At 69.3% G+C, this 15,138-nt stretch carries 16 protein-coding genes; 11 read left to right on the forward strand and 5 right to left on the reverse strand.

All coding sequences use genetic code 11. The annotated features are described in order from the left end of the window. Position 1: 1 nt before the first annotated feature. Positions 2-1,042 carry an AraC family transcriptional regulator gene (locus ACXJLU_RS07735; protein ID WP_457329860.1) on the reverse strand — a complete coding sequence of 347 codons (1,041 nt, stop codon included), beginning with the start codon at positions 1,040-1,042 and terminating at the stop codon, positions 2-4. 122 nt (positions 1,043-1,164) lie between these two features. On the opposite strand from ACXJLU_RS07735, the gene ACXJLU_RS07740 reads away from it, so the two are divergent. From ACXJLU_RS07740 to ACXJLU_RS07760, 5 genes are read left to right on the forward strand one after another with little or no spacing between them, the layout of a single operon-like run. Further along, positions 1,165-2,772, forward strand: coding sequence for a carboxyl transferase domain-containing protein (locus ACXJLU_RS07740; RefSeq protein WP_457329861.1), 1,608 nt, complete (start codon positions 1,165-1,167; stop codon positions 2,770-2,772). 16 nt (positions 2,773-2,788) lie between these two features. After that, a complete protein-coding gene (locus ACXJLU_RS07745) occupies positions 2,789-3,574 on the forward strand; it encodes an enoyl-CoA hydratase/isomerase family protein (protein WP_457329862.1) in 786 nt (261 codons plus the stop codon). A gap of 7 nt (positions 3,575-3,581) precedes the next feature. Beyond that, entirely contained in the window at positions 3,582-4,208 is a 627-nt protein-coding gene (locus ACXJLU_RS07750; protein ID WP_457329863.1) for a DUF4126 domain-containing protein, read from the forward strand. Then, positions 4,205-5,389, forward strand: coding sequence for a dienelactone hydrolase family protein (locus ACXJLU_RS07755; RefSeq protein ID WP_457329864.1), 1,185 nt, complete (start codon positions 4,205-4,207; stop codon positions 5,387-5,389). Before ACXJLU_RS07750 ends, ACXJLU_RS07755 begins: the two co-directional genes overlap by 4 nt. 14 nt (positions 5,390-5,403) lie before the next feature. Next, positions 5,404-7,395: an acetyl/propionyl/methylcrotonyl-CoA carboxylase subunit alpha gene (locus ACXJLU_RS07760; RefSeq protein ID WP_457329865.1), complete on the forward strand. Its 1,992-nt coding sequence runs from the start codon at positions 5,404-5,406 to the stop codon at positions 7,393-7,395. Positions 7,396-7,453: 58 nt separating this feature from the next. Here the strand turns inward: ACXJLU_RS07760 and ACXJLU_RS07765 are convergent, their stop codons facing one another. Then, positions 7,454-7,882, reverse strand: coding sequence for a hypothetical protein (locus ACXJLU_RS07765; RefSeq protein ID WP_457329866.1), 429 nt, complete (start codon positions 7,880-7,882; stop codon positions 7,454-7,456). A gap of 105 nt (positions 7,883-7,987) precedes the next feature. Here ACXJLU_RS07765 and ACXJLU_RS07770 point away from each other — a divergent pair, with 105 nt between their 5' ends. From ACXJLU_RS07770 to ACXJLU_RS07790, 5 genes are read left to right on the forward strand one after another with little or no spacing between them, the layout of a single operon-like run. Then, complete coding sequence (locus ACXJLU_RS07770) at positions 7,988-8,911, forward strand: hydroxymethylglutaryl-CoA lyase (RefSeq protein WP_457329867.1); 924 nt, start codon at positions 7,988-7,990, stop codon at positions 8,909-8,911. Beyond that, positions 8,908-9,426 (forward strand): YbaK/EbsC family protein, encoded by a 519-nt coding sequence (locus ACXJLU_RS07775; protein ID WP_457329868.1) that lies wholly within the window; start codon positions 8,908-8,910, stop codon positions 9,424-9,426. Before ACXJLU_RS07770 ends, ACXJLU_RS07775 begins: the two co-directional genes overlap by 4 nt. Positions 9,427-9,479: 53 nt before the next feature. Further along, a complete protein-coding gene (locus ACXJLU_RS07780) occupies positions 9,480-9,998 on the forward strand; it encodes a TlpA family protein disulfide reductase (RefSeq protein ID WP_073463255.1) in 519 nt (172 codons plus the stop codon). Next, positions 9,998-10,204, forward strand: coding sequence for a DUF1289 domain-containing protein (locus tag ACXJLU_RS07785; RefSeq protein ID WP_457329869.1), 207 nt, complete (start codon positions 9,998-10,000; stop codon positions 10,202-10,204). Before ACXJLU_RS07780 ends, ACXJLU_RS07785 begins: the two co-directional genes overlap by 1 nt. Then, positions 10,201-10,845 (forward strand): 2-hydroxychromene-2-carboxylate isomerase, encoded by a 645-nt coding sequence (locus ACXJLU_RS07790; protein WP_457329870.1) that lies wholly within the window; start codon positions 10,201-10,203, stop codon positions 10,843-10,845. Before ACXJLU_RS07785 ends, ACXJLU_RS07790 begins: the two co-directional genes overlap by 4 nt. Here the strand turns inward: ACXJLU_RS07790 and ACXJLU_RS07795 are convergent, their stop codons facing one another. Further along, complete coding sequence (locus ACXJLU_RS07795; RefSeq protein ID WP_457329871.1) at positions 10,846-11,787, reverse strand: GSU2403 family nucleotidyltransferase fold protein; 942 nt, start codon at positions 11,785-11,787, stop codon at positions 10,846-10,848. It abuts the gene before it with no gap. 275 nt (positions 11,788-12,062) lie between these two features. Between ACXJLU_RS07795 and ACXJLU_RS07800 the strand changes: the two genes are divergently transcribed. Next, positions 12,063-13,742 (forward strand): MFS transporter, encoded by a 1,680-nt coding sequence (locus ACXJLU_RS07800; RefSeq protein WP_457329872.1) that lies wholly within the window; start codon positions 12,063-12,065, stop codon positions 13,740-13,742. Between the two features lie 164 nt (positions 13,743-13,906). Here the strand turns inward: ACXJLU_RS07800 and ACXJLU_RS07805 are convergent, their stop codons facing one another. Both ACXJLU_RS07805 and ACXJLU_RS07810 read right to left on the reverse strand, forming a co-directional pair. Beyond that, positions 13,907-14,149 (reverse strand): cysteine-rich CWC family protein, encoded by a 243-nt coding sequence (locus ACXJLU_RS07805; protein WP_457329873.1) that lies wholly within the window; start codon positions 14,147-14,149, stop codon positions 13,907-13,909. After that, on the reverse strand, positions 14,130-14,975 hold the full coding sequence (locus tag ACXJLU_RS07810; protein ID WP_457329874.1) for a hypothetical protein: 846 nt from the start codon (positions 14,973-14,975) through the stop codon (positions 14,130-14,132). Before ACXJLU_RS07810 ends, ACXJLU_RS07805 begins: the two co-directional genes overlap by 20 nt. Positions 14,976-15,138 lie beyond the last annotated feature (163 nt).

The following is a 15,138-nucleotide window of genomic DNA, read 5'->3' on the forward strand; positions in this document are numbered from 1 at the left end:
GCTAACCCGGGTTGCGGAACTCGCGCGGTGACTTGCCCGTCCACAGCTTGAACGCCCGCGCGAAGCTCTTGTCGTTGTCGAACCCGACCGCCTGCGCCACCTGCTTGACCGGGCGGTCGGTGCGCAGCAGCAGCTCGCAGGCTTGGTCGCGCCGCACCTCGTCCTTCAGAGCCTGCAAGCCGACGCCCTCGTCCTTCAGCTGCCGGTGCAGGCTGCGCACTGAAAGATTCAGCGCCTGCGCCAACGCGTCCGCGGTGCCGAGCCGCGCGGCATCCTGCCGCAGCAGCTCGCGCACGCGGCGCGCCAGCAGCCGGTCGCGCCGGTAGGGCAGCACCGTCAGCGGCAGCGCGCGTTGCAGCATCGATTGCAGTGCGCGCTCGTCGCGCCGCAGCGGCATCGCCAGGTCCTGCGCATCGAAGCTGAAGCCGGCCTGCGGGGCATCGAATTGCACCGGCCCGGGGAACAGCACCGGGTAGACGTCGCGGTGCGGCGGCGCCGCGAACGGAAAGCGCGCGTCGCGCAGCGCGATCCGCGAGTCGATCGCCCAGCACGCGAAGCCATGCAGGTAGCGCAGGCTGGTGACCAGGCAGAACTCGCGCAGCGCGCCGAAGCGGCGGTGCTCGTCGATCGTCACGGTGGCGAGCGGGCCGTCCACCGCCAGCTCGAACACCAGGTCGTCCGTCAGCAGCCGGTGGTGCCGGCACCAGCGCTTCAACGCGACCCCCAGCGTCGGCGCCGTGATCGAGGCCCGGCACAGCATGCCGTAGCTGCCCCACGGCAGCTTGCGCGCGAACCAGCCGAGCGCTTCGTCGTCCAGCTCCTGCATCGCGAAGGCGCACAGCGCCTCCATCTGCGCCGCGGTGATGCGGGCATCGCTGCGCCGCAGTTCGGCTGGCGTGATTTGTGCCTGCTGCAGTGCGCCGCGCGGATCGACGCCGTAGCGCTCGTAGGCCAGCACCACGGCGCGCACGAAGGCCATCGGCGTGGCAGCGGTGCGGCTGCCGCGCAGCGGGGCGGGCGTGGGGGACTGGGCTCTCGGCATGCCGGAAAGTCTGGCACGATTTGCAACCTGCATGGCCGCCGATGCGGTCCATGGTTGCGTATGCTCCGCGAGCCTAGACTTCGCCCAGCGCGGCGCCGACGACCGCGCGCCCAGGAGACTTCATGCCCGCCCTCGCGTCCAAGCTCAGCCCTCGCTCGGAAGACTTCAAGGCCAATGCCGCGGCGATGCGCGCACTGGTCGACGACCTGAACGCCAAGCTCGCGCGCATCGCCCAGGGTGGCGGCGACGGTCCGCGGGCCAAGCACCTCGCGCGCGGCAAGCTGCTGCCGCGCGACCGCGTCGAGATGCTGCTCGACCCCGACACGCCCTTCCTCGAGGTGGCGCCGCTCGCCGCGCTTGGGCTCTACAACGACGAAGCACCGGGCGCCGGGCTGATCGCCGGCATCGGCCGGGTCTCGGGCGTCGACTGCATGATCGTCTGCAACGACGCGACGGTGAAGGGCGGCACCTACTACCCGATGACCGTCAAGAAGCACCTGCGCGCGCAGGAGATCGCGCAGGCCAACCGGCTGCCGTGCATCTACCTGGTCGACAGCGGCGGCGCGAACCTGCCGAACCAGGACGAGGTCTTTCCCGACCGCGACCACTTCGGCCGCATCTTCTTCAACCAGGCGCAGATGAGCGCGCAGGGCATCCCGCAGATCGCGGTGGTGATGGGCTCGTGCACCGCAGGCGGCGCCTACGTGCCGGCGATGAGCGACGAATCGATCATCGTGAAGAACCAGGGCACGATCTTCCTGGCCGGCCCGCCGCTGGTGAAGGCCGCCATCGGCGAGGTGGTGAGCGCCGAAGACCTGGGCGGTGGCGACGTGCACACGCGGCTGTCCGGCGTGGCCGACCACCTGGCGCAGAACGACACGCATGCGCTGGCGATCGCGCGCACCGCGGTCGCGCACCTGAACTGGCGCAAGGACGTGTCGTTGCGCTGCATCGCGCCGCGCGCGCCGCTGTTCGATGYCGCCGAGCTGCACGGCGTGATCCCGACCGACACCCGCAAGCCGTTCGACGTGCGCGAGATCATCGCCCGCATCGTCGACGCGAGCGAGTTCGAGGAGTTCAAGGCGCGCTACGGCACGACGCTGGTCACCGGCTTCGCGCACATCGACGGCATGCCGGTGGGCATCGTCGCGAACAACGGCGTGCTGTTCTCCGAATCGGCGCAGAAGGGCGCGCACTTCATCGAGCTGTGCTGCCAGCGCAAGATCCCGCTGGTGTTCCTGCAGAACATCACCGGCTTCATGGTCGGCCGCAAGTACGAAGCCGAGGGCATCGCCAAGCACGGCGCGAAGATGGTGACGGCGGTGTCGACCGCGCAGGTGCCCAAGTTCACCGTGATCATCGGCGGCAGCTTCGGCGCCGGCAACTACGGCATGTGCGGCCGCGCGTTCGATCCGCGGCTCTTGTGGATGTGGCCGAACGCGCGCATCTCGGTGATGGGCGGCGAGCAGGCCGCGAGCGTGCTGGCCACCGTGCGGCGCGACGGCATCGAGGCCAAGGGCGGCCGCTGGAGCGCCGACGAAGAGGCCGCCTTCAAGCAGCCGGTGCTCGACCAGTTCGAGCGGCAGGCGCACCCGTACTACGCGAGCGCACGGCTGTGGGACGACGGCGTGATCGACCCGGCCGACACGCGCCGCGTGCTGTCGCTCGCGATCAGCGCGAGCCTGAACGCGCCGATCCCCGACGTGAAGTTCGGCGTGTTCCGGATGTGATGCGAAAGTACGCTGCATGACCACCCTCGATGTTCAGCGGCACGGCCCGGTGGCTCGCGTCTACCTGAACCGCCCCGACGTGCGCAACGCCTTCAACGACGGCGTGATCGCCGAGTTGCGCGAGACCTTCGCCACGCTGGCCGCCGATGCCGGCCTGCGCGCGATCGTGCTCGGCGGCCACGGCAAGGCCTTCTGCGCCGGTGCCGACCTGACGTGGATGCGCGCGATGGCCGACTACAGCTGGGAGCAGAACCGCGCCGATGCGCAGGCGCTGGCCGACATGCTGTGGACCGTCTACAGCTGCCCGGTGCCGGTGGTCGGCCGCATCCACGGCGACTGCTATGCGGGGGGCGTCGGGTTGGCCGCGGTGTGCGACGTGCTGGTGGCGTCCGACGCGGCGAACTTCTGCCTCAGCGAGGCGAAGCTCGGCCTGCTGCCCGGCACCATCAGCCCCTACGTGATCCGCGCGCTGGGCGAGCAGGCCTCGCGGCGCTACATGGTGACGGCCGAGCGCTTCACGGCCACGCAGGCGCATGCGCTCGGCTTCGTGCACGAGGTCTGCCCGGCCGACGCGCTGGACGCCAAGGTCGACGAGGTCGTCGCCGCCTTGGTGGCGAACGGCCCGATGGCGGCGCGCGCCTGCAAGCGGCTGGTGCAGGACATCGCCGGCCAGCCGATTACCACGGCGCTGCGCGAGGACACCGCGCGCCGCATCGCCGACATCCGCGCGAGCGACGAGGGCCGCGAGGGCGTGCAGGCCTTCCTGGCCAAGCGCAAGCCCGCGTGGCTGGAGCCGGGTTGACCCCGCCATGAACCTCGACACGCCGCACCTGCTCGCGATTGCCGCCGCGCTCGGCTGGGCCAGCGGGCTGCGCCTGTATGCGGTGCTGTTCCTGACCGGTGCGGCCGGCGCGCTGGGCTGGATCGAGCTGCCGCACGGGCTGCGCCTGCTGCAGCATCCGCTGATGCTGGGCGCGAGCGGGGTGATGCTGTGCGTCGAGTTCTTCGCTGACAAGATCCCCGGCGTCGACAGCCTGTGGGACGTGCTGCACACCGTGCTGCGCATCCCGGCCGGCGCGGCGCTGGCGGCCGCGGTGTTCGGCGCCGACCAGGCCACGTGGGCGACGATCGCGGCGGTGCTGGGTGGCGGGCTGGCGGCCAGCAGCCACATCGCGAAGGCCACCACGCGCGCGGCTGCCAACACCTCGCCGGAGCCGTTCTCGAACATCGGCCTGTCGCTGCTCGGCGACGGGCTGGTGCCGGCGGTGCTGTGGTTGTCGTGGACGCATCCGCTGGTGTTGGCGGTGTTCCTGGTGCTCGCGCTCGCGGTGTCGGCGGCGCTGGTGTGGGTGCTGGCGAAATTCCTGCGGCAGTTGGTGCGCCGCTTTTCTGCCATGTCGCGTGGCACCGGCGCTGCCGTCAGGGAGAGATCTTGAAAGCAATCTGGACATCGGCATCGACCCTGGCGCGGCTTGCAGCCGTGCTGTTGCTCGGCCTGTGGGGTGCAGGGGCCGGCGCGCAGGCGCAGGCCCCGGACGAGGCGGCCGTGCTGAAGGACCTGCGCGAGCAGACTCAGTTCATCAGCGTCACCGTGACCGACCTGTACGGCAAGCAGCAGACGCGGCAGATCCCGGTGATGATCTTCCGTCCGGCAGGCGACGGGCCGTTTCCGCTGGTCATCATGAACCACGGCCGCGCGACGGCCGAGAAGCGATCGGCGCAAGGCCGCCAGCGCTACGAGTGGTTGTCGCGCTACCTCGTCGGCAAGGGGTTCGCGGTGCTGCTGCCGACGCGCGTGGGCTACGCCGACACGTATGGCGATTTCGACCCGGAGGACACCGGCAGCTGCCAATCGCGGCGTCCCGGGCCGATGGCCGTCGCGGTGGCCGACCAGGTGATGGCCACGCTGGCCTTCGCGAAGACGCTGCCCTACGTCGACACCTCGCGCTGGCTCGTGATGGGCCAGTCGGCGGGCGGCCTGACGGCGGTCGCCACCGTGTCGCGGCACCCGCCCGGCCTGGTGGGGGCGATCAACTTCTCGGGTGGCAGCGGTGGCGATCCGGACGGCCGCCCGCGCAATCCCTGCAGCCCGCAGCAGATCGAAAGCCTGTGGAAAGACCAGGCGCGCAGCGCGACGGCACCGATGCTGTGGCTCTACTGGGAGAACGACCTCTACTGGGGGCCGGACGTGCCGCGCCGCTGGCACGAGGCCTGGACCGCCGGCGGCGGCAAGGCCGAGTTCCACACGCTGGCCGCGGCCGGCCAGAACGGCCACGGCGCGGTCAACTTCGACATGGACCACTGGGTGCCGTATGCCGAGGCCTTTCTCGCGAAGCTCGGCTTCGACACGCCGGGCGTGATCGCGCGTCCGCCGGCATCGTCGTTCGCGGCCGTCGACGAGATCGACAAGGTGCCGGTCAATGCCGCGACACGCGAAGGCCACTACCGCAAGTTCCTCGCCTCGAAGCTGCCGCGCGCCTACGCCATCAGCCCGAAAGGCGCGGCCGGCACCGCCAGCGGCGACTGGGCCATCGGCCGCGCCCTGGGTTTCTGCCAGCGCAAGGGCGAGCCCTGCAAGCTGTACGCGGTCGACAACGACGTGGTGTGGACGCCCTGATTCCGGAGACAACGATGTTCAACAAGATCCTGATCGCCAACCGTGGCGAGATCGCCTGCCGCGTCGCGGCCACCGCACGCAAACTCGGCATCCGCACCGTGGCGGTGTACTCCGACGCCGACGCGCACGCGAAGCACGTGCAGGCCTGCGACGAGGCGGTGCACATCGGCGGCCCCGCGCCGAAGGACAGCTACCTGCGCGGCGAACGCATCATCGCGGCCGCCCGCGCCACCGGCGCGCAGGCCATCCACCCCGGCTACGGCTTCCTCAGCGAGAACGAGGAGTTCGCGCAGGCCTGCGCCGATGCGGGGCTGGTCTTCATCGGCCCGCCGCCTTCGGCGATCCAGGCGATGGGGCTGAAGGCCGAATCGAAGCGCCTGATGGCCGAGGCCGGCGTGCCGCTGGTGCCCGGCTACCACGGTGCCGACCAGGACCCGCAGCTGCTGCAGCGCGAGGCCGACCGCATCGGCTACCCGGTGTTGATCAAGGCCAGCGCCGGCGGCGGCGGCAAGGGCATGCGGGCGGTGCAAGCGTCGGCCGACTTCCAGGACGCGCTCGCGTCGTGCAAGCGCGAGGCGATCAACAGCTTCGGCGACGACGCGGTGCTGGTCGAGCGCTACGTGACCCGCCCGCGCCACATCGAGATCCAGGTGTTCGCCGATGCGCACGGCCACTGCGTCTACCTGTTCGAGCGCGATTGCTCGGTGCAGCGCCGCCACCAGAAGGTGCTGGAAGAAGCGCCGGCGCCCGGCATGACCGAGGCGCGGCGGCGCGAGATGGGCCAGGCCGCGGTCGCGGCGGCGCAGGCGGTGGGCTACGTGGGTGCCGGCACAGTGGAGTTCATCGCCGAGCCGGCGGCCGACGGCGACCTGCGCTTCTACTTCATGGAGATGAACACCCGGCTGCAGGTCGAGCACCCGGTGACCGAGGCGATCACCGGGCTCGACCTGGTGGAGTGGCAGCTGCGCGTGGCGGCCGGCGAGCCCTTGCCGCTGGCGCAGGAGCAACTGCGCATCCACGGCCATGCGATCGAGGCGCGGCTGTGCGCCGAGAACCCCGATGCGCAGTTCCTGCCGGCCACCGGCACGCTGCAGGTGTTCCGCACGCCGCAGGCCGCCGCGTTCGAGCGGGGCGAGCTGCGGCTGGATGCCGGCGTGCGCGAGGGCGACGCGATCTCGCCGCACTACGACTCGATGATCGCGAAGCTGATCGTCTGGGGCGCCGACCGCGAGCAGGCGCTCGCACGGCTGGATGCGGCGCTCGCGCAGACGCACATCGTCGGGCTGCACACCAATGTCGCGTTCCTGCGGCGGGTGGTCACGAGCAAGGCGTTCGCGACCGCCGACCTCGACACCGCGCTGATCGAGCGCGAGCGCGTCGCGCTGTTCGAGGCGCCGCCGCTGCCGCTCGAATGCGTCGCGGCGGGTGTCGTCGCGCATGCGATGGCGGCCGAGGCGGCGTTGCAGACCGACGACCCGTGGTCGCGGCGCGACGGCTGGCGGCTGCACGGCGGCGCGCACCGGCGCTTCGACATCGAGCTGCAGGGCACGCACCACACGGTGATGCTGGAACGCAACCACCGCGGCGCGATGACGCTGGCGATCGGCGCGCAGCGGCATGCGTTCGCGCTGCAGTCGCTGTCAGCGCAGCGGCATGCGGTGGTGGTCGGCGGGCGGCGCTGGGTGTTGACCGTCTACGCGGTCGGCGAGCGCATCGCGGTGTTCGCACCCGAGGGTTCGGCGCTGGCCAGCGAGGTCGATCTGCTGGCGCATGCCGGCGACGGTGCGGCCGAAGGCGGCCGGCTGACCGCGCCGATGCCGGGCAAGGTGGTGGCCTTCCTCGCGAAGGTGGGCGACCAGGTCAAGCAGGGCCAGCCGCTGGCGGTGCTGGAGGCGATGAAGATGGAGCACACGATCACCGCGCCGCGCGACGGCACGGTGCAAGAGCTGCTCTATTCAGCCGGCGATCAGGTGGGCGAAGGCGGCGAATTGCTGCGCTTGTCGTAGCCCGGATGCCAATCCGGGAATGCATGAACGACAAACCCGGATTGGCATCCGGGCTACGTCAGTGTCGACTCGACCCCAGGCGCAGCCAGCTCGACGGCTTGTGCCAGCGGGCGCCGGTGGTGTCCGGCTCCGGCGGCGACAGTTCGGCCGGTTGGGTGATGCCGAAGCCGCTGGTGTCGCGGGCCCAGGCCAGGTCCTGCTTGGCGGCGGCGCGCGGTGCGGCGGTCTTGGGCGTGCTCGGCCGGACCACCGGCTTCTCTACCACGGCGCGCGGGCGGGCGGCCTTCTTCAGCTCCCCCCGCGCCTCCGCCCATTGCCGGGCCAGCGATTCCAGCTCGGGTTGGCCCGACGCCTGGCACACGAAGAGGATCTCGCGGGCTTCGTCGGGCTGCCGCAGCATCACCTCGACGTCGATGCCTTCCCCGAGCCATTGCTTCAGGCCGAAGTGGATTCGGGTGGCGATGCGCAGTTCGGAGGGTGTGGACACGACGTGCTCCAGTCAGTTCAGGTATCTTCGACAGACCCCGCACGGCTCGCCATCCCCAGACAAAGGGGGGTGCCGCACGCGGTTCTTCCAATCGAGACTTAAGTCATGATTCCAACCCATGTCACGCTGGTCGATGTCAGTCCACGCGATGGATTGCAGAACGAAGCGAAGCAGGTCGACGCCGCGCACAAGATCGAGCTGGTGCACCGGCTGCAGGCGGCCGGGCTGCGCGAGATCGAGGTCACCAGCTTCGTCAGCCCCAAGTGGGTGCCGCAGATGGCCGACAACGCCGAGGTGATGGCCGGCCTGCAGCGCAAGCCCGGCGTGCGCTACTCGGTGCTGACGCCGAACCTGCGCGGTTTCGAGGCGGCGCTCGCGACCCAGCCCGACGAGATCGTCGTGTTCGCAGCCGCCACCGAGGCCTTCAGCCAGCGCAACATCAACTGCAGCATCGAAGAGAGCATCGAGCGCTTCCGCCCGGTGGTCGACGCGGCGCATGCGAACGGCATCAAGGTGCGCGGCGCGATCTCGTGCGCGCTCGGCTGCCCGTACCAGGGCGAGGTCAGCCCCGACGAAGTCGAGCGCGTGGTGCGGCTGATGCGCGGCATCGGCGTCGACCACTGCGGCGTGGCCGACACCATCGGCGTGGGCACGCCGAAGCGGGTGCAGGCCGCGCTGGAGCGCGCGCTGCGCCACTATCCGCTGGTGGAGGTGAGCGGGCATTTCCACGACACCTACGGCCAGGCGCTGGCCAACATCTACGCCAGCCTCGAGCTCGGCGTGCACACCTTCGACGCCAGCGCGGCCGGCCTGGGCGGCTGCCCGTATGCGAAGGGCGCGACCGGCAATGTCGCGACCGAAGACGTGCTGTTCATGCTCGATGGGCTGGGCATCGACACCGGGATCGACCTGGATGCGCTGGTCGACGCCGGCAATTTCATCTCGCAGGTGCTGGGCCGCGCGCCGGTGTCGCGGGCAGGCAAGGCGCTGCTGGCGAAGCGCGCGGCCGCGGCGGAGGTGCACGCATGAGCGATGCCACGGTGACGCAGGACTTGCCGGACGGCTTCCGCCACGTCAGCGCGGTGCTGGGCACGCTCGGCCATCCGCATGCGCCGATCCTGCTGGAGGTGAACGCGCGCACCGCGCAAGAGGCCGCCGATGCACTGGGCGTGCAGCTCGGCCAGATCGCGAAAAGCGTGATCTTCCGGCGCCGCGCCGACGACGTCGCGGTGCTGGTCGTGACCTCGGGCGACCGCCGTGTCGACGAGAAGAAGGTGGCCGCGCTGGCCGGCCCGCTCGGCCGCGCCGATGCCGATTTCGTGAAGGCGCAGACCGGCTTCACGATCGGTGGCGTGTCGCCGGTCGGCCATGCGAACACACCAGTGACGCTGATCGATCGCGAGCTGCTGCGCTTCGACGAGATCTGGGCGGCGGCCGGGCACCCGAAGGGCGTGTTCCGGCTGAGCCCGGCCGAACTGCAGGGCCTGACGCAGGCGCCGGTGGCCGACGTGACGCAAGTCGCGCCAGGCCCGCAAAGCCCGTAATGCCCGGCCGGCCGTCGCGACCAAGGCACAGCTCCACTTCTGCAGGCCGCGCCATGACCTCCCGCATCGATCGCCGTTTTTTCCTGTCGGCCACGGCTTCGGCCCTGCTCGGCACCGCCGTCCCGCTGCGTGCCGCGCCAGCAGTCCCAGCCCATGCACTGGCCGGCAACACGCTGGAGGGCCAGCGCTACGAGCTGGCGCAGGACGCGGGCAAGGCCGTGCTGGTGTTCTTCTGGTCGACCGACTGCGCGGTGTGCCGCGACAAGATGCCCGAGCTGCGCGCGAATTACGAGGCCTGGCGCGACAAGCCGTTCCAGCTGGTCGCGGTGAGCCTCGACCGCAGCCTGGCCGCGGTGCGCGAGTACGACGCGATCCTGAACCGCGTCGTGCCGATGAAGCAGCAGTTCCCGATGCTGTGGCGCGCCGATGCGACGCACCGCGACGATTTCGGCGCGATGGCGCAGACGCCGACCTCGTTCATCCTCGACAAGCAGCACCGCGAGGTGAAGCAGATCCGGGGCCGCATCGATGCGTCGCTGTGGGACGACATCGCCGAACTGGTGCTCACCTGATGGATGAAGCGGTTGCCGTCCCCAGCCCGTGCGTGAACATCTGCCGGATGGAAGCGGCCAGCGGGCTGTGCGCCGGCTGCTGGCGCACGATCGACGAGATCGCGGCGTGGTCGAAGATGGATGACGAGGGCAAGCGGCAGGTCTGGCAGGCGATCGCGCTGCGCAAGGCGGATGCGCCTGTTGTCGATGAGGAGCAATCGCGATGAAGCAACTCCGGTTCTGGTTCGACGTGATCTCGCCGTACGCCTACCTGGCGTTCGAGCGCCTGCCGCAGGTGCTGGAGGGCCGCAGCGTCGAGGTGAGCTACCAGCCGGTGCTGTTCGCCGGCTTGTTGTCGCAGTGGGGGCAGAAGGGCCCGGCCGAGATCGGGCCGAAGCGCGACTGGACCTACCGGCAGGTGGCGTGGCTCGCGCACCGGCACGGCATCCCGATGCAGATGCCGGCGCAGCACCCGTTCAACCCGCTCGCGCTGCTGCGCCTGGGCCTGGCCTGCCGCGGCCCGCTCGCGACGCCGAACCGCTGGGTGTGCGAGCAGCTGATGCACCACGTGTGGCGCGGCGGTGCGGATGCGAACGAGCCACAGCGCCTGTCGGAGCTCGCGCAGCGGCTGCAGCCGGCGCTCGATCCACAGGGCGACGAGGTCAAGGCGGCGCTGAAGGCGGCGACCGCGCAAGCGGTGTCGCTCGGCATCTTCGGCGTGCCGACCGTCGAGGTCGACGGGCGGTTGTTCTGGGGGCTGGACGGCCTGGAATTGCTGCAGGGCTACCTCGGCGGCGACCCCTGGTTCGATGGACCGGCGTGGGACGACGCGGCGCGACAGCCGTTGGGAATCCAGCGCACCCCCTGATCAGGGCAGCAGCAGCCCTTGGTCCAGAAGCTCCTGCACGATGTCAGCCTGCAGGCGGTCCCGACGACGCTTGGCCTCCTCGCGATGAGGAGCGTCTTGCGCCATCCAACGCTTGAATTCGATGAAGGTGCCAGGTGCGATCGTGCTCATCCACGCCATGCGGCCGGTCGCCGAAACGACGGCATGCTCGAAGCGAGGCGCGGACGTCAGCACGGAGGCTCGGATGGCCTGGACCGGCCAGAGATCGCCTTCGTCCGAAGAGAATCGGAACGGGTGCGGGTCGCCGTCGACCGCCTGGCGGCGCAGGAAATCGACCTCGAAGCCGCGCGCATTGATGGCCGTCTCGTTCTGTCCTTCCTTGCGCTCGAACGTCGGGTCGGCCTTCTTCAGGACGTCGAGCATCGATGAATCGAGCTGCTGCAGGTCTGTCATGAACTGCACCCTGCGCCGCGCGTCCCAAAGCAGGTCGATGTCCTGCGTGGCCAAGGCGCCCGGCACGATGCGAACGCCGGCGGCTGCCTCATACGCGTAGAGCGCGTGGGTGCCGACCACGGTGAAATGCTCCAGCAGGTCAGCGTCCGCGAGCGCCTGCAGCACGCCGATCAGGAGCGAGGGCGCACGGCCCACCTTCAGCGCCTTGTTCATGCGCTCGGCTTCGTTCAAGGCCTCGCGCAGCGATGCCAGGCGGGCCTCGACAGCCTGCTTGCGGCTGGTGTACTCCGCGAAGATCCTTTCCGTGAGCTCGGAGCGAGGGCCCAGCCGTTCCTGGTTGCGCTGGCGTGGCCGTGTCTTCACCAGGTACTCGTAGTCGCCTTCCTGCTTCCAGTACATCGCGCCGATATAGCTGCGTGCCTGGACCTGTACGCGGCGGAATTCGACGAAGGTCGTCATCGAATCGATGGCTTGCCGCGCAGCGTTGTCCGACAGGGGCAGGTAGTTCATCACCGCAGAATAACAAGACTCTGGAATTTGCGGTGAATCCAGCCAAATCAAGCACTTGCCTCAATGAGGGAGACGATGACCGTGCCAGGGTGTGTGCGGGAAACTCCCAGTGCGGGTCATCCCTCGTTTCCCACGATGAGAAACGTTTCGTCAGGGTTGTCACTGAAGTTGTCAGCCGGCGTTCAGCTTGGCGTCAGCGATGGGTCAGAGGGCGTCGTGAAGATGCGGCACGCCCCGCCGTTCGGCAGGGAGCCTGACGACAAGGAGACATTCCAATGGCAACTGCAGTGGCCAAACCGGCACGCAACCCCGCGGGGCCGATGACGCGCGAGGAGCGCAAGGTCATCTTCGCGTCCAGCCTCGGCACCGTGTTCGAGTGGTACGACTTCTACCTGTACGGCACGCTCGCCGCCATCATCGGCAAGCAGTTCTTCTCCAACCTCGACCCGGCCTCCCAGGTCATCTTCTCGCTGCTCGCGTTCGCGGCCGGCTTCATCGTGCGGCCGTTCGGCGCGCTGGTGTTCGGGCGGCTGGGCGACATGATCGGGCGCAAGTACACCTTCCTGGTGACGATCCTGATCATGGGCCTGTCGACCTTCATCGTCGGCGTGCTGCCGACCTACGCATCGATCGGCGTCGCCGCCCCGGTGATCCTGATCGGCCTGCGCCTGCTGCAGGGCCTCGCGCTCGGCGGCGAGTACGGCGGTGCAGCCACCTACGTGGCCGAGCATGCGCCGCACGGCAAGCGCGGTGCGTTCACCTCGTGGATCCAGACCACGGCGACGCTCGGGCTGTTCCTGTCGCTGCTGGTCATCCTGGGCACGCGCACCTGGATCGGCGAAGAGGCGTTCGCCGACTGGGGCTGGCGCATTCCGTTCCTGGTCTCGATCCTGCTGCTGGCCGTCAGCGTGTGGATCCGCCTGTCGATGAACGAATCGCCGGCCTTCAAGAAGATGAAGGAAGAGGGCAAGACCTCGAAGGCGCCGCTGACCGAGTCGTTCGGCCAGTGGAAGAACCTGAAGATCGTGATCCTGGCACTGGTCGGGCTGACGATGGGCCAGGCGGTGGTCTGGTACACCGGCCAGTTCTACGCGCTGTTCTTCCTGACCGGCGCGCTGAAGGTCGACGGGCCCACCGCCAACGTGCTGATCGCTGCCGCGCTGCTGATCGGCACGCCGTTCTTCATCGTCTTCGGCACGCTGTCGGACAAGATCGGCCGCAAGCCGATCATCATGGCCGGCTGCCTGATCGCCGCGCTGACCTACTTCCCGCTGTTCAAGGCGCTGACCGAGGCCGCCAACCCGGAACTCGCAGCGGCCCAGAAGAGCGCCAAGGTCACGGTGACGGCCGACCCGTCGGAATGCTCGTTCCAGTTCAACCCGACCGGCGTGGCCAAGTTCACCAGCTCGTGCGACATCGCCAAGCAGGTGCTGGCCGCGGGGTCGGTGAGCTATGAGAACGTGGCGGGCACCGGCCCGGCGAAGATCGTGATCGGCGACAAGACGATCGAGTCCTTCACGTCGAAGGGCTTGCCCGCCGACGAAGCCAAGGCCAAGGACGCGGCGTTCAAGAAGGACGTGGCCGCGGCGCTGAAGGAGCACGGCTACCCGGCGAAGGCCAAGCCGATCGCCTTCATGAGCGGCCAGTGGTGGACGCTGGTGTCGATCCTGACGCTGCTGGTGATCTACGTGACGATGGTCTACGGCCCGATCGCCGCGATGCTGGTCGAGATGTTTCCGACGCGCATCCGCTACACCTCGATGAGCCTGCCGTACCACATCGGCAACGGCTGGTTCGGCGGCCTGCTGCCGGCCACCGGGCTGGCGATCGTGGCGCAGACGGGGAACATGTACAACGGCCTCTGGTACCCGATCGTGTTCGCGTCGATCACCTTCGTGGTGGGGATGCTGTTCGTCAAGGAGACGAAGGACGTTGATATCTACGCGAGTGATTGAGCGCTGAGTTGAATCGAGACGCGGGCCGTGGCGACACGGCCCGCGKTTGCTTTGGGGGCGCAGGAACTTCCTCCGGCGCGGGGTCACTCAGTCCCGGTTGGCGAGAACGACGCGCTGCGCAGTGATGGTGTGTTCTTGCCAAATAGGCATCGATGACTGAAGGGTCACTGTCGTCGCGAGGGGTTCCGCTCGATCTGCGCGTCGAGATCAGCAGCCTGAGACAGCTCGATCAGGCAATTGCCACACAGGCACCGGTCGTACGCCGACCGAAGCCGCGCCAGCATCCCTGCGCTGAGCACCATTCGACTGCACCAGCATGGCTGGTCGTCATTGACGCCGCAATGGAACGCCCGCTCGCAGCGCGGGCAGGTGCTGCCGTCGTCGCTGTCAGCCGGCAGTGCGTCCACGTTGCCGCCGCAGCAGCGCCGTCGCCAGCGCCAGCCCACCCAGCCACCCAAAGCCCAGCGCGCCGCCGCCTTCGTCGCTGTTGCTGTTGCCACCGCTCCCGCCCCCATTCCCGCCGCTCGGCGGCGGCGTCGTCACCACGCCGACCGCGCCGTCGAGCGCGACCGTGCGGGTGAACTTGGTGGTCGAGGTGCCTTGGTGCATCGTCATGGTCAGCGTCGCACTGTAGCCCGCGGTGTCGGCCGCGCTGAACGAAATGGTGGCCCGGCAGGTGGCCGACGCCGCCAGCTTCTGCGCGGTGCAGGTATCGCTCTTCAGCGTGAAGCGTGCCGCGCCGGCGCCGCCGATCGCGACGCTGTCGACCGTGACCTGCCCGAAGGTCACGCCGTTGGCGAGGTCGAGGTTCTGCGACACCGTCGGCACGTTCACTGCGCTGGCCGAGAAGCTCAGCGCGCTGTCGCTGGTCTTCGGCGTGTCGGCGATGAAGGCGGCGATGTCGGTCATCTCTTCCGCGTCCAGCACCTGGAACTGCTTCATCGCGCTGACGTTGTTCAGCGCATAGCCGATGCGGTTCAGCGCGGTCTCGGAATCGATCGCGGCGAACGGATCGCGTGCGCCGCCGCCGGTCTTGAAGTAGATCTCCGCGCGGCGGTTCTGCACGTTGGTGTGGCAGCTCGTGCAGTTGCCGGTGAACGACAGGCCGGTCTGGTTCATCGTGTCCTCGAACAATAGCTTGCCGGTGGCGGGGTTGTAGTTCGCGTGGGCGGCGAAAGCGCTCGTCGCCAGGGCGGCGGCGAGGGCAGTGCGGGCAAGGATCGAGGAGGGCATGCGGCATTCCCGGTGAGCGTGAGCTCAGAACCCTGCAAGGGCCCTGCCACCCGCGCTGGAACACCCGTTCCCCGTAGGACCGCCGCGGCGAGCGACGATTCGCGCCCACCCGGGTGCCGCGGCGTGTCAGTCACGTTGCGTGCCCTCACAGCCGACGCATTCG

The organism is Rhizobacter sp. P5_C2, from assembly GCF_054049715.1.